Origin of the sequence: Guptibacillus spartinae (assembly GCF_028610625.1) — a bacterium.
Taxonomy (GTDB): Bacteria; Bacillota; Bacilli; order Bacillales; family Guptibacillaceae; genus Guptibacillus; species Guptibacillus spartinae.
In genome coordinates, this window is the sequence record NZ_JAQQWU010000002.1 from 513,353 (window position 1) to 527,807 (window position 14,455).

The window sequence follows — 14,455 nt, forward strand, 5'->3', positions numbered from 1 at the left end:
TTATCATATAGAACCAGGCTACATAAAACAAGTAGAAAAGATATGCACTACACGTGCATATCTTTTAAGAATGCTTCCTCAAAATCAGCTTTACTCATTAAAATACTTCGCGGCTTACTTCCCATTGCTTCAGAAACCAAACCACGCTCTTCCATCATTTCAATAAGTCTTGCTGCGCGATTAAATCCGATACGAAAACGACGCTGTAGGGCTGAGGATGATGCCTGACCTTGTTCAAGCGCCCACATGCATGCTTCCTCAAACAATTCATCTTCTTGATCATCGTACTGTTGTTTTTTCATTAAATCTTCTTTCTTAATTAGATAGTTAGGCTTCCGCTGTTTTCTTACATAAGAAGTGACTCGCTCTATTTCCTCATCTGATACAAAGTTCCCCTGTAAACGAACAGGTTTTGATGAGCCGTTCTCAAGACAAAGCATATCCCCTTTTCCAAGTAATTTTTCGGCACCACTTGTATCAAGAATGGTTCTTGAATCTATTTGAGAGGAAACGGAAAAAGCAATGCGAGTTGGAATATTTGCTTTAATTAGTCCAGTTATAACATCAACAGACGGTCTTTGTGTTGCGACAAGCAGGTGGATACCGCATGCTCTTGCCTTTTGAGCAATTCGGCAAATAGCATCTTCTACATCTTGTGGTGATACCATCATTAAATCGGCTAGTTCATCAATAACGATAACAATGTATGGAAGTTTGTGCTGAGGCTCGCCGTGATTAATTGCACGCTCATTATACCGCTTAATATCACGAACCCCTGCAGCAGCAAATTTCTCATAACGCTCTTCCATCTCGTCAACTGCCCATTTCAACGCTGTAGTCGCTTCTTTCACATCATTAATTACTGGTGTGACCAGATGCGGCAGGCCATTATAAGGCGCAAGTTCCACCATTTTCGGATCAATGAGCATCATTTTCACATCGTTCGGGTTTGCTTTTAGTAACAAACTAACCAATATGGAGTTAATGCATACACTTTTACCTGATCCTGTTGCACCGGCAATAAGACCATGCGGCATTTTCTGTATATCTGTAATTTTGGCTTCTCCCGCGATATCGAAACCAAGTGCAGCATTCAATAGAGAACCTTCCGATTGAAACGCTCCACTTCGGACAATCTCTCTAATAAATACCGGCTTACTTGTAGGATTAGGTACTTCAATTCCAATCGCATTTTTCCCTGGGATCGGCGCTTCCATCCGGATGTCTCGTGCAGCTAGGCTAAGTTTAATATCATCACTTAAATTCGTGATTTTGTTTACCTTAACACCTGGACTTGGCTGCACTTCGAAACGCGTAACCGTAGGTCCCATCGTTGCACCAACCACTTTAGCCTGTACATTAAAGTTAGCAAGTGTAGACTCCAATAGCTCTCGCTGGTCTTCCAACCACTGATCATCACTACCTTCATTCCTCGGGGGAATATCAAGAAGCGAGATCGGAGGAAGTTTATAGTCAGCACCTGTTCCAGTTTTTTTCGTGACATGGCGACGATCGTTTGAAAGCATCATCACATTATAAGGTACTTGTGGTTTAGGACGACTTTCCTCTCGAGGAGTTTGTTTATGAGACTGCTCTTGTAGAGAAGATGCTTTCTTTTCAGTTTCTTGTTTCTGTTCATCTACTACTTGTTGATGATCTTTCTCTTCCGTTTCCATGCTGTCATTATGCTGCTCGACAACGTCTTCTGCCGGTTCTAAATCTTCGTCCAATTGCGTGCCTTCTAACTCATCTACGTTTAATGCTTCATCATCTACTTCAGATTCGGTACGCTCATCTGATTCTTCGATAATAAGAGGGTTATCTTTTGCGCTTATTTCATTTTCAAACACGCTGACGCTCGACTCATCATTAATCTCTTTATCGTTATCTTCTTGGAACTGTTCTTCCCTATCATCATTTGTAAGGTTTTCAATTTGGCTCTTTTCATGTAATGGTAATTCCTCTAGCTCGTCATCTGATTTGTACAATAGTGGGAGATCCAGATCGTCGAAGCTCTCCTCTTCCACATCACGTTCATTATCTTGCCACCTTAGCCCATTTACTTCAAAAGCTTCTTGCTTCTCTTCCTTTTCAACTACCTCTTTATCTTCAAATGGCTCCTCATCGTTGGATGGTAATGACTCGATCAAGGAATTGGCTTCTAATTTGCTTGTTGATTCATCTGAGAAAGAGGGTACCTCTGGCTCTTCCGTTAGAGAAAACGGTGTTGGTTCCTGAATAAGTTTGTCGATCACATCACTTTTATCAAGTGGTGTATAACGCGGGCTAGCATTCGCTTTCTTTGCTGCGTCTTCCATCTTTTCAGCTACTGGTCGTTTGCTAAATCCATAAATAGGAGAAGGGATTTCAGACGGTTTAAAATTAACGCCCGAAAACTTTTTGTTACTTGAATCCTCTTTATCTGAAAGCCCATCTCTTACGCTTTTTCTTGAAGTATTTTCTTTTTTAGATTGCGTCATTTTTGGAGTCGAATTCTCTTGCCTTGTCCTATTTGAACCGTTCTTCTCTTTTTTCTTTTGATCTATCTCGTTTCTACCTTCGTTTTTGGTTTTGTTAGTTGTTTTGTTAGTTGATTGATCAGGAATTAATGGAAAACGAAAGTTCCCTTCTCTTGGATAGTGATGAACAATTCTTGCTTCATTCTTTCGATTTGCACTTTCCATCCGCCCAATTGAATGTTTACGATCTGTGCGGTCATTTAAAGACTTGGGTTCCTTTTCTTCTACTTCCCTTCGCGCTGTCTCGTCTTCCTCTTCAAGATCAAATAGTTTACTCCACACTTTCTTAAACCAATTATTATTCAATTACAATCACCTTTTCTAATTAGGCCCTTTTAGAGCGCGCTATTCTTCTATTTTATCGGAAACTCCCCTACCATTGTAAGGCTCTTTCTAAAATCTTTCGTAAAAAAAGGAAGTTCTTCGTCTAAATCAGTAAAAATAAGTTCAATATTCCCTATACCCGATTTTCTCGAAAGAAAAAACCTACTAGAAAATTTTCTAGTAGGCTTTGAATTCAGAACCAACTTCATAATCATCTGGAAGAATAAGAATCCCTTTTTCTTTCGGAGCATCTGGTAAATCAAGTTCTTTAGCAGAACAAATCATTCCCGTTGATTCGATTCCACGTAAGTTCGCATCTTTAATAATCATACCTGATGGCATAACAGCTCCAACCTTCGCCACAACAACTTTTTGACCTTGATCTACATTCGGTGCACCGCAAACAATTTGAAGCTTCTCTTCTCCAATATTCACCTGACAAATATTTAATTTATCAGCATTAGGGTGCTTCTCCATTTCTTCTACATAACCAACCACAAACTTGGGAGAAGCGTCATAAACGAGCTCATCATGAAAGCCGCTGTCTTTTATCGCACGATTAACTGTGGAGACAAGTTCCTCGCTTTCTTCTACAAGACCGTTGCTCGATAGCACATGAAGAGATGAAAAATGAAATAAATTATAGCCAATTGTCTCACTTGTTTCTTTACTATAGATCCGAGCCACATTTCCTTTGCGTTCTACTGCCTTATCTTCTCTTACTGTACTGCCTAAAGTTACGATTAAAGTATCCCCAACGCCTTCTTTATTGTAAAACATATTCATCTTACTAAACTCCTTTATTAAACAGTTATTATTTTTTTGGTTTGTTTTTCGCCATGATAAAGATAGGTTCTAGCTTTCCATCTTCATACATAAACGGTAAGCCCGTTACAGGGACGAGACCACTTGAAAAGAAATGCATCGTTAGCTGAGCAAGGGCATCATAACCTCGTTCATTTTCAATATCGGCAAATACAAGAACGTCTTGATGCGGAACAGCTACTGCCAATTCACCCTTGGCTTTTTTAGCCATACGTTCGAGTAAAGTGTCATTTAAAATCCGACTTGCATCATAGCCATCATTCGTATTTAGGAAATAGAATGTATTTCCGGCAACAGTATCTGCTTTTACATCGGTAGACAATCCTCTTAAATTGAACAACGAAATTTCATGCAAGGCTTCCTTCGTCCAACCTTCTTTCTCAAGCCACTCTTGATCAATGAGTCGATAGGAGTTCCCTAGATCAAGCGCATAATAAATTCGCGTCTCCGCAGTATGCTCCTCATATACAAACGGAACGCCATTTTCTGTCTCAGATGCAAATGAGCCTGAACGAATGACCGGAAAGATCTGGCTCTCCTTTCCGGTTAATTCTTGCTTTTCATTCATTACCTTTAAGGTTTCTTCAACGTGATGGACCACTTCATCAAGGATCTTCTCGCCTCGTTCCTCATATTTTGCAGCGAGTCCTTTTAGTCCAAGACTCATTCCTTTTCCGGTAGAACGATCTGCTACTCTTAGTTTTTCTTCTTTTTGATTGTATGTAAGCTCACGATCCTCTTGCTGAAGACGTTTTTCGAGCAATTTTTTCATATCTTTTGGTTCCATATTTTCACCACCCTATATGACGTCACTTTATCATACCATGAAACAACGGAATAAAAAAACAAAGCTATGCCAGGCATAGCTTTGTTCAATGAAATCCATTTCATTGTTTACTCAAATCCTTAAACAACGATCCTAATACGAATCAGTTAACGCTTGTAAGAAACTCTTCAATTTCTTCTTTACTTTTTCGCATCTTACTTACAAAACGTCCGGTTTCTTCTCCATCTTTAAATGCAACAAAGCTTGGTATGCCAAAAACATCCATTTCCTGACATAATTCAATGTGTTCATCACGATCAACGTAATAAAAATCGATCTCATTATATTCTTTTTCTAGTTCTGGAAGAAATGGTTCAATGATTCGACAATCAGGACACCAATCTGCTGAAAATAGCAGAACGGATTTTCCTTCTTTAATCGCATTTAAGTATTCTTCATATTTTTCAAATTTCTTCATAATGATCCTCCTCGATCTAATCTGTTTGTATCTTCATATCTCCGGGACGAATGAGTCCTTTTCGCCTCATTAACTCGGATATTAGCAGACTTATTATCGCTGGTCCAACAAAATGCAACATCAGAATCGCAAGCCATATATCTCCTCCCGTCCCCATCACGTTAAAGGTCATGATTTGTCCAACGAAACCACTAGTACCCATACCAGCACCGGAAGGGTTATTTAATAGGGAAAGCCAGCCACTCCCAATCGGAGCAAGAATCGCTCCTGCTACCGTTGGAGGAACCAGAATCCACGGATTACGTACAATGTTTGCAACCTGAAGCATAGACGTCCCAATTCCCTGGGCAATGAATCCTCCAACTCCATTTTCTCGATAGCTACTTACGGCAAAGCCCACCATCTGAGCAGCACAACCAATCGTCGCTGCACCTGCTGCGATGCCTTCTAATCCGAGCATAATGGCAATGGCAGCACTCGAAATGGGTGCCGTAAGGGCGAGTCCCATCAGTACGGCAACAATAATTCCCATTATGATCGGACGCTGTTCTGTTGCCCACATAATTAGCGAACCAAAGTTCGTTAGAAGGGATTCGATTCCAGGTCCAATCAGAGTAGCCGTTCCATACCCTGCGAAAATTGTCATTAGCGGGGTTACGATAATATCGAGTTTGGTTGACTTCGAGACAAGTTTACCCGCTTCAGATGCAACTAGGGCTGCCACATAGCTACCAGCAGGACCACCAAGTTCAGCCCCTGCTGCGCCTGCTAGAATAGTTGCAAACAAGACGAGTGGAGGTGCTCCCAGACCATATGCCACAGCAACACCAATGGCCGGCCCCATTAAACTCATCGCAAGCTCTCCAATTGGAATTAAGAAGGATAGCGCGGCAATCTGTGTGCCAATCGTTTTAACAATTAAACCTATGATTAATGATGAAAAAAGTCCGAGCGCCATATAGCTAAGCGCTGTTATAAAGTACACACGCGGAGAAAGCGTAATGCCTTTGTTCTGTAAAAATTCTTTCATCTGTTTCTCCCTTCAAACGGATTAGTCTATTTAAGTATACACATTATTTTTCCATAGCTAGGTAAGTGGTCAGAAGACTCCCTTAATCTCTTTACTGGGAATAAATGAAAAGGCCATGCTACAATAATTGCGTTAGCATTTTTAAGGAGGCGTTATGAATGGAATTGACGGTTTACCTTGCTGGACAAATTCACGATGACTGGCGAAATGAACTGAAAGAAAAGGCCATTAAGATGGAACTACCAATTCAATTTGTTGGTCCAATGGAGAATCATGATCGTTCCGACAATATCGGTGAAGAGATTAAAGGCGAACAGCCCAATAAGATTTTTAAAGATGAAGCGGCATCTGAAATCAACAATCTTCGAACTCATGTATTGCTTCAAAAGTCTGACGTAGTGATTGCTCTATTTGGCGAGAATTACAAGCAGTGGAATAGTGCAATGGATGCAGCTACAGCCATTGCTCTTCAAAAACCACTCATCCTTATTCGACCTGAATCCCTTCACCATCCATTAAAAGAACTCTCAAATAAAGCACAGGTTACTGTTGAAAACACAAAGCAGGCTTTAAAAGCACTCTCTTATATTTTTGAGACAAACTAACGCAGTTGAAATTGATATTGACCAAACAATAAAGAGACAAGATGATCATACATGTCTGTCCTTGAAACGGTGCCATTGGTAAAAATTCCAATGGCGCCTTCTTTTCTGCTTACATCCGCTCGACTTGCATACTCGGAAATAACTGGACCTAATACGTGTCCTTCCTCAAGCTTCTGTCTAATGATTTCTGGAAGGGGAAATCTTGCCCCTCCAGCGATGACTTCAATACCATTTCGATCAGCGAGAGCTCCCCAATTACAAACATATAAGCTACCGTTGATAACCTGAACGCCACCTTCAAGCCCGATCCCAATATCAGCATGGCTTTTATCTAATGCGGCTCTTGCTCGTTGTTTTGCGCCAAGAAGCGTTTCTTCGTCTCCCCATGGTTGCTCAGCGACACCTGAGTCAACTTCCATCCCGATTACTTCTCCATGAAAGTGAGCTTTAACGGCGTTAATCTTTACAGGGTTCTTAGATCCGACTACTAGTTGATTCATCAAGCATACCTCCATTTGTTTCAATTCAAATCGAATCATAAGAAAAGGAGCCTTTCCGGCCCCTTTTCCTTACACGTTGCTTTTAATGCTATCTACCGTTGCCTGATCTGTTGACTTCACTAATTTAATAAGCAATTCTTTTGCAGCTGCATAATCATCTACGTGAATCATAGATGAGGAGGTATGAATGTATCTCGAACAAATACCAACTACAGCAGATGGAACGCCGTTATTAGACAAATGAACACGGCCCGCATCCGTTCCTCCTTGAGAGATGAAATACTGATATGGAATTTCATTACTTTCAGCAGTATCAAGGATAAAATCTCTTAATCCTTGATGCGTTACCATCGAGCGATCATAAATGCGTAGAAGCGCTCCTTTTCCAAGCTGACCAAATTCATTCTTATCTCCAGTCATATCATTCGCAGGGCTTGCATCAAGCGCATAGAAGAGATCTGGATTAATCATATTTGCTGCAGTTTGGGCACCTCTTAGACCCACTTCTTCTTGAACTGTAGCCCCCGAGTATAGTTCATTCGGAACCTCTTCATTTTGAAGTTCTTTCAATAGTTCAATTGCTAAACCTACTCCATAACGATTGTCCCAGGCTTTTGCCATGATTTTTTTCTCATTAGCCATTGGAGTGAAAGGACATACAGGAACGATTTGTTGGCCTGGCTTTACACCAATTCGTTCGGCATCTTCTTTGTTGTCTGCACCAATATCAATAAGCATATTCTTAATTGCCATTGGTTTATTTCTAGTGGCATCATCCAGTAAATGCGGTGGGATTGAGCCAATCACTCCTGGGATTGGACCATTATTGGTCATTACCTGAACACGCTGAGCAAGGAGAACTTGGCTCCACCAACCTCCGAGTGTTTGAAAACGCAACATTCCATTTTCCGTGATGGATGTTACCATAAAACCAACTTCATCCATATGACCGGCTACCATTACACGTGGACCATTGTTTCGTTTAACGCCAAAAACACTTCCGAGATTATCTTGAATGATCTCATCTGTATACTTACTGATTTCATTTTTCACAAATTTTCTAACATCATGTTCAAAACCTGGAGCACCTTGTAGTTCCGTTAATGTTTTAAAAAGCGTCAACGTTTCTTTATTCATATGTATCCCCTTCCATCATTCGTCTCTTCCTATTCTATTGTATCGAATCTCGTCGAACGTTTCTAGTGCCATGGATTTTCAATAGAAACATTTGGTACGAGGGTAAAATTCAGATATACTATAGGTGGAAAACAAATTGGCCATTTGAAGAAGGGAGCATCTTAATCAATGAGAACGAAGGATTTGTTAATCGGGGCGTTAATTGGAGCAGGAGCTGCGGCACTTACAGCGTCGACCATCGCTTCAAAAAGAACGTACATTTCCCCTGAAAAAGCATTAAAAGCAGTTAAAGGTGCGGTTAAACCCGTTTATACGGTTAAAGGATCATGGATTCATATGAAAACGGATTCAGTTAAGAAGTTCAATCTTCCTTATACCGTTTATGCGGGAGGTCTCACTTGTGAAAAAGAAGGAAAGCTTCAGCAACTTGAATTTATGGTAGATGCTGAAACAGGTACATTAGTAGAATTACAAGCTCAGTAGAAAACAGTTCTTTTTTTTTGCAAGAACAGACGAGCGATTATCTGATTAAATAAACATCCCCGTGCACCAGGCACGGGGATGTTGTTGTCTTTATTTCATTAAAAAGTCGTATTTGTATCATAAACGTTATTTTGTAATTTAAAGCGTAGGGTTGAATATTTGTTTTTAGACCATAGATACGCAAGAAGCGCCGGACCAACGAGCATGATCGCACTTAGGAAAAGAATAACGCTCATGTGAAGATGCTCACCAGTAACGTCAGCATGACTATCTTTATATTCCTTCGCTTTTTCAATATCCAATACTTTCGAATCTGGGATGATTGCATTAGCTTCTGTATCATAGAAAAGGACCTGAGTATGATCTTCAAAGAAAATGTCGTCACGAACGGTTGTAAACTCAACAAGCATCATGGAAACTTTACTGAAATCCTTATCTGCTGAGCTATCGACTTCGAGATTTTCCGCTTCTACAACTTTAAGAGAACCTTTGTCATAGTCATAGTGTTCTTCCCCAAGGTAACCAGCTACGCCTTTCTTTACTTCATTACTGACATTCGCTTCAGCATGTACTGCTGTGCCTGCGAACGGAAATGCAATTAAAAATACAGCAAGAAGTGCAAAAATTCCTTTTTTCATCATTTTTTCCTCCTCTATCAAACAAATTATCCAATTCTTATCATATCATATTCCTACTATTATTCTACTAACATTTTGAAGAAAAGAACATCCAATACGAGGAAATAGGGGACAGATCATCCATCCTTGTTATGTTACCCCTCTTGAGTGGTTTCTTAACAAAAAGGGTTATGTGAATGAATGGTGTTATTTTTTGGCACATTTATGCCCTGTGATGCCCAAACGTTTCGAGCAAATTTATTTGCACAGACGATCGGGCATCACGGAGCGAGTCAAAAATCGAAAAACAAATAATATAAGCTAACTTACACAAAAAAAAGAACCGGTATACCCCGGTTCTTACTGCGTTACTGGCTTTTTATCAAATTGAGTGCTGATTTCTTTTGAACGTGTTGCCGCATTTTCAACAGCGGCTGCAAAAGCCTCTCCACCGCCATTATCATACAAAGCTTCAAGACCAGCTTGAGTTGTACCATTTGGAGAAGTCACTTTCTTTCTTAATGCTGAAGGAGAATCTTCTGATTGCTCGGCCATCATACCTGCGCCTAGCACTGTTTGAACAGCCATCTTTCGTGCTGTTTCCGTTTCAATTCCACCTTCAATTGCTGCTTTTTCAAGGCTTTCGATAACATAATAGATATAAGCCGGACCGCTACCCGCGACGCCTGTAAATACGTCCATTTGCTCTTCTTCGATAACTACTGTTTCTCCTATTGAACGTATGAGGGCACGAGCCATTGTAACCTGCTCATCACTTACATGTTTTCCTCCTGCCAGAGCAGAAATTGACTTACCAATCATACTTGATGTGTTCGGCATAACGCGAATGACTGGTTGTTCTCCATCCAATTGCTCCTCAATATAGGAGGATGGGACACCAGCTAGAACAGATAGGAGAAGTTGATCATTTGTGATAAAGTTCTCGATCCCCTCTAGTGCACGTTCAACATCTTTAGGTTTCATTGCAAGGATAACAACATCAGCCTCACGAACGGCGAATTCTATACTTTGCGTCGCCAATACGCCGTGGTTCTCCATAAGCTCCTGACGACGTTGTTCATTACTTCTGTTAGTCATTATAATACGTTCAGGTTCAATCGTACCTGACTCAATCATTCCTGCAGCCATAGCCTCTGCCATTGAACCCGCTCCGATAAACGTTACGGTTTTATTTTCTAGCATGATTGCCTCCTTTGGATTTCCGAAAAATCATCTACGGTCATTTATACTAACACTGCATTCTTTCCCCTTCAACCTTTAAACCACAAGAAATGAGCATAAGCTCAAGATACTTAGTGAAAACGCTATCATTCGAATCGCAACGTAAACTGCATGATTGAGAAGGACATATATCGCTTCTCACGCTCTCTCACCCCTTCTCATCGCAACTACACTTTTAACATAAAGTGGAAAAAATCACTGATAGCGGAAAATTCATACACGCTTATTTCCACGTTTTTTGTTTCCTAGCCTGAAAAAAGAGACTCCCTGGGAGCCTCTTTCATTTATTATACTTGTGGCTTTGATTTTTTTAGTAGACCAACCATCAAAGCCGTTATGACTGTTCCAATGACGATTGCAAGAATATAAAGAAGAATATGAGTTAATGAGATGTTGTTTACAGACCAGATTACAAATGCTCCGCCATGCGGTGCTGGTAGAGCAATATTAAACAGCATCGTTAATGCACCAGCAACAGATGAACCTACGATGATGGAAGGAATGACTCGCCCAGGATCTGCTGCTGCAAACGGAATTGCGCCTTCCGTTATGAAAGAAGCTCCCATCACATAAGCTACTTTTCCAGCTTCACGCTCGGTTTTGTTGAAACGATTTTTAAATAGTGTTGTTGCAAGAGCAAGACCAAGTGGTGGTGTCATACCGCCTGCCATGATCGCTGCATGATACGTAAGATTACCCGCGTCAATCATCGCAATACCGAAAGTAAATGCTGCCTTATTAATCGGTCCTCCCATATCTACTGCCATCATACCACCTAGAATTAAACCGAGAAGGAGCTTATTTGTTGTGCCCATACCATTTAACCAGTTTTCAAGTCCTGTATTAAGAGCCCCAACTGGTTCAATGACCACATACATCATAATAATTCCAGTAATAAAAATACCAAACAGCGGATAAAGTAGGACTGGTTTTAACCCTTCAAGCGATTGCGGAAGTCCAGAGAAAAGCTTTTTCAAAAGAAGAACAGCGTAACCAGCAAGGAAACCTGCAATAAGTCCCCCAAGGAAACCCGCGCCGTTCGTAGAGGCCATTAGACCACCAACGAGACCGGGAGCAAGACCAGGACGATCGGCAATACTCATTGCGATGAATCCTGCAAGGACTGGAATCATAAGTGCAAAGGCATTTCCACCGCCGATAGTGCTTAGTGCTGCTGCAAACGCATTGTAGCTGGGATCATCTGGATCTGCAGCATTGATTCCAAAGATAAATGAAAGGGCTATCAAAATACCGCCACCAACAACGAGCGGAAGCATATTCGAAACACCATTCATTAAGTGTTTGTAGAAAGCTGACTGCTTTCCTTTTCTTTCATTCTTCTTCTCACTAATTTGATCTTCGTATGATCCAGAAGATTTATAAACCGGCGCATCACCGTTTGCTGCCTGCTTTAGTAAATCAGCCGGCTTTCGAATCGCTTCTGCTACAGGAACTTCAATTACTTTCTTTCCTTTAAAACGCTCCATTTCAACCTTAGTGTCTGCGGCAACAATAATACCTGGTGCCTTTTCAATCTCTTCATCTGTCAGACGATTTTTCACGCCTCCTGAACCATTTGTTTCAACCTTGACACTATAGCCCATTTCTGCGGCTTTCGCTTTCAACGCATCTGCAGCCATATACGTATGAGCAATACCGGTAGGGCAAGCTGTAACAGCTAATATTTTTCCAGTAACTTCATTTGCTTCTTCTACTTCCTCTTCATCAGCATTCTCTTCTTCTTTCTGATCAAACGCTTGCAAAACTTCTTCTTCCGTTCTTGCTTCGAGAAGTCCTTTACGGAATTCGTTATCCATTAAAAAGGATGATAGTCTCGATAGCGCTTCAAGGTGCGTTTGATTCGCTCCTTCAGTCGCAGCAATCATAAAGAACAAGTGAGCAGGCTGGCCGTCAAGAGACTGATAGTCAATACCAGCATGAGAACGACCAAATACGATTGCTGGTGACTTTACTGCCGCAGTTTTGGCGTGAGGAATCGCAATACCTTCCCCGATTCCAGTTGTACTTTCTTTTTCACGCGCATGGATCGCTTTCTTAAATGCGTTAAGATCTTTTAATTTTCCAGCTCTCTCTAGCTTTTCAGACAGCTCATTAATAACACGATCTTTCGAATCTGCTTCTAAATTCAAAATCATGGTCTCTTTTGTTAATAATTCTGTGATTCTCATATACCCCGACCTCCCGTTTCTTCATAAGACTGAACCATAATTTGTTTTCTTAATTCTTGAACTTCTTCTGCTGTACAAAACCCAGCTGAAAATGCGCTCGCACTTCCTGCTGCAATTCCAGATTGAAATGCTTCCTTCAAATTTTCAGTTTCGATATATTTACTTAGGAAGCCAGCTACAACTGAATCCCCTGCTCCAACTGAATTCTGAACTTTTCCAACGGGCACATTCCCAAAAAGTACGTCTTCCGCTGTAATTAATACTGCTCCGTCGCCAGCCATGGAAACAATGACGTTTTTAGCTCCCATTTCGTGAACTTTCTTTCCATATTTAACTGCCTCATCAACTGATGTGATATCAACATCAAATAAATCGCCTAGTTCGTGGTGATTTGGTTTGACTAGAAATGGTTTTGCTTTCACTACCTCGGCTAGTGCTTTGCCTTTTGTGTCTACTATCGCTTGCACTCCATCAGGTAGTGATTGAAGAATTTGTGAATAGATCGTTTGATCTACACTTGAGGGCACGCTACCTGCCATGACGACAATATCACCTGGGACAGTTTGAGAAAGTTGAGTAAATAATTCCTCAACATTGGCATCAGAAATCAGTGGAGATAATCCGTTGATTTCTGTTTCTTCCCCGTTTTTTAATTTAATGTTAATTCGCGTGTCGCCTTTAACCTGAATAAAGTTCGAATGGAGACCTTCCTCTTTCAGCGACTGCTCTATAAACTGACCCGTAAATCCGCCAACAAAGCCTAGTGCGGTTGATTCATGTCCAAGACGCTTAAGAACTTTGGTTACATTGACACCTTTTCCACCTGCGTTTTTCATTTCTTCGTCCACTGTATTGACGAGACCAGTTTTAAGATTATCCAGTCGTACAATATAATCAACTGATGGATTTAACGTAATTGTATAAATCATATTTTCACCACTTCTACTGTTGTATGTTTACTGATGTGATCGTAATTCATTTCAGGGTGCTCGTTTGTAATCACCGTACACGCATTAATATCCGCTACTTTACTAAACGCTGCTTCATCAAACTTAGAATAATCAGCTAAAACATAAGCTTCCCTTGAGAGTTTAATGGCCGCCCTTTTAACAATGGCTTCATCAGGATCAGCGGTTGTATATCCTAATGATTCATGAATACCGTTAATTCCGATAAAACACTTATCGAAGCGATACGACTCAATATTTTCAAGTGCTTTAGCACCTGTCATAGCACCAGTTCTTGGTTTGAATTTCCCACCAATCACATATGTTGTAATGCCCTCTGCGAGCAGGTTCTCAATAACCTGGTAACCATTAGTGACAACAATTACCTCTTTATCTTGTAAGAACGGAGCCATCTTCTGGGTTGTAGTTCCAGCATCAACAAAGATACAATCACCATCTTTTACCAACTCCGCTGCATATGATGCAATTTTCTCTTTTTCTGTCATATTCTGAGTTGATTTCTCACCAAGTGAAGGCTCTGTCCATTTTGATCGAAACAATGAAGCTCCACCATGAACGCGCTTCAACTTATTTTCTTCTTCTAACTGAACAAGATCGCGTCGAATGGTTGATACAGATGCCCCAGTCGCTTCACTTAAATCATGAACAGTCGCTGTTTCCTTTTCCTTAAGAACTTGTAAAATGATGAAATGACGTTCAGCATTTAACAAATCATCACCTACTTTCTACTCACAGTATAATGAAAGCACTTTCACAAGTCAATCATTTTCAT

At 40.7% G+C, this 14,455-nt stretch carries 14 protein-coding genes; 2 read left to right on the plus strand and 12 right to left on the minus strand.

Translation table 11 applies throughout. The features are described 5' to 3' along the window. Positions 1 to 47: 47 nt before the first annotated feature. The 5 genes from PQ511_RS06545 to PQ511_RS06565 all read right to left on the minus strand — a co-directional run bounded on the left by PQ511_RS06545 (position 48) and on the right by PQ511_RS06565 (position 5,942). Positions 48 to 2,825 (minus strand): DNA translocase FtsK, encoded by a 2,778-nt coding sequence (locus tag PQ511_RS06545; RefSeq protein ID WP_273851090.1) that lies wholly within the window; start codon positions 2,823 to 2,825, stop codon positions 48 to 50. Between the two features lie 195 nt (positions 2,826 to 3,020). Continuing rightward, entirely contained in the window at positions 3,021 to 3,629 is a 609-nt protein-coding gene (ytpR, locus tag PQ511_RS06550; protein ID WP_273851091.1) for a YtpR family tRNA-binding protein, read from the minus strand. Between the two features lie 28 nt (positions 3,630 to 3,657). Next, complete coding sequence (locus tag PQ511_RS06555) at positions 3,658 to 4,455, minus strand: DUF1444 domain-containing protein (RefSeq protein WP_273851092.1); 798 nt, start codon at positions 4,453 to 4,455, stop codon at positions 3,658 to 3,660. A gap of 142 nt (positions 4,456 to 4,597) precedes the next feature. Next, a complete protein-coding gene (locus tag PQ511_RS06560; RefSeq protein WP_273851093.1) occupies positions 4,598 to 4,912 on the minus strand; it encodes a thioredoxin family protein in 315 nt (104 codons plus the stop codon). A gap of 16 nt (positions 4,913 to 4,928) precedes the next feature. Continuing rightward, positions 4,929 to 5,942, minus strand: coding sequence for a PTS sugar transporter subunit IIC (locus tag PQ511_RS06565; RefSeq protein ID WP_273851094.1), 1,014 nt, complete (start codon positions 5,940 to 5,942; stop codon positions 4,929 to 4,931). Positions 5,943 to 6,100: 158 nt separating this feature from the next. Between PQ511_RS06565 and PQ511_RS06570 the strand changes: the two genes are divergently transcribed. Continuing rightward, on the plus strand, positions 6,101 to 6,547 hold the full coding sequence (locus PQ511_RS06570) for a YtoQ family protein (RefSeq protein ID WP_273851095.1): 447 nt from the start codon (positions 6,101 to 6,103) through the stop codon (positions 6,545 to 6,547). Here the strand turns inward: PQ511_RS06570 and PQ511_RS06575 are convergent. Both PQ511_RS06575 and PQ511_RS06580 read right to left on the minus strand, forming a co-directional pair. Next, a complete protein-coding gene (locus tag PQ511_RS06575) occupies positions 6,544 to 7,047 on the minus strand; it encodes a DUF84 family protein (RefSeq protein WP_273851096.1) in 504 nt (167 codons plus the stop codon). The genes PQ511_RS06570 and PQ511_RS06575 overlap by 4 nt on opposite strands. A gap of 69 nt (positions 7,048 to 7,116) precedes the next feature. After that, on the minus strand, positions 7,117 to 8,184 hold the full coding sequence (locus PQ511_RS06580; RefSeq protein ID WP_273851097.1) for a M42 family metallopeptidase: 1,068 nt from the start codon (positions 8,182 to 8,184) through the stop codon (positions 7,117 to 7,119). A 168-nt stretch (positions 8,185 to 8,352) separates the two neighbouring features. Between PQ511_RS06580 and PQ511_RS06585 the strand changes: the two genes are divergently transcribed. Further along, a complete protein-coding gene (locus PQ511_RS06585) occupies positions 8,353 to 8,667 on the plus strand; it encodes a PepSY domain-containing protein (RefSeq protein ID WP_273851098.1) in 315 nt (104 codons plus the stop codon). 98 nt (positions 8,668 to 8,765) lie between these two features. On the opposite strand, the gene PQ511_RS06590 is transcribed toward PQ511_RS06585, so the two are convergent. The 5 genes from PQ511_RS06590 to PQ511_RS06610 form a co-directional block, all read right to left on the minus strand. Beyond that, positions 8,766 to 9,305, minus strand: a complete 540-nt coding sequence (locus PQ511_RS06590; protein ID WP_273851099.1) for a hypothetical protein — start codon at positions 9,303 to 9,305, stop codon at positions 8,766 to 8,768. 339 nt (positions 9,306 to 9,644) lie between these two features. Beyond that, positions 9,645 to 10,487 carry a pyrroline-5-carboxylate reductase gene (proC, locus tag PQ511_RS06595; RefSeq protein ID WP_273851100.1) on the minus strand — a complete coding sequence of 281 codons (843 nt, stop codon included), beginning with the start codon at positions 10,485 to 10,487 and terminating at the stop codon, positions 9,645 to 9,647. Between the two features lie 326 nt (positions 10,488 to 10,813). Further along, positions 10,814 to 12,715, minus strand: coding sequence for a PTS fructose transporter subunit IIABC (locus tag PQ511_RS06600; RefSeq protein WP_273851101.1), 1,902 nt, complete (start codon positions 12,713 to 12,715; stop codon positions 10,814 to 10,816). Further along, positions 12,712 to 13,644 carry a 1-phosphofructokinase gene (pfkB, locus tag PQ511_RS06605; protein WP_273851102.1) on the minus strand — a complete coding sequence of 311 codons (933 nt, stop codon included), beginning with the start codon at positions 13,642 to 13,644 and terminating at the stop codon, positions 12,712 to 12,714. The genes PQ511_RS06600 and pfkB overlap by 4 nt, the downstream gene beginning before the upstream one ends. After that, positions 13,641 to 14,393 (minus strand): DeoR/GlpR family DNA-binding transcription regulator, encoded by a 753-nt coding sequence (locus PQ511_RS06610; protein WP_273851103.1) that lies wholly within the window; start codon positions 14,391 to 14,393, stop codon positions 13,641 to 13,643. The genes pfkB and PQ511_RS06610 overlap by 4 nt, the downstream gene beginning before the upstream one ends. Between the last annotated feature and the right edge of the window lie 62 nt (positions 14,394 to 14,455).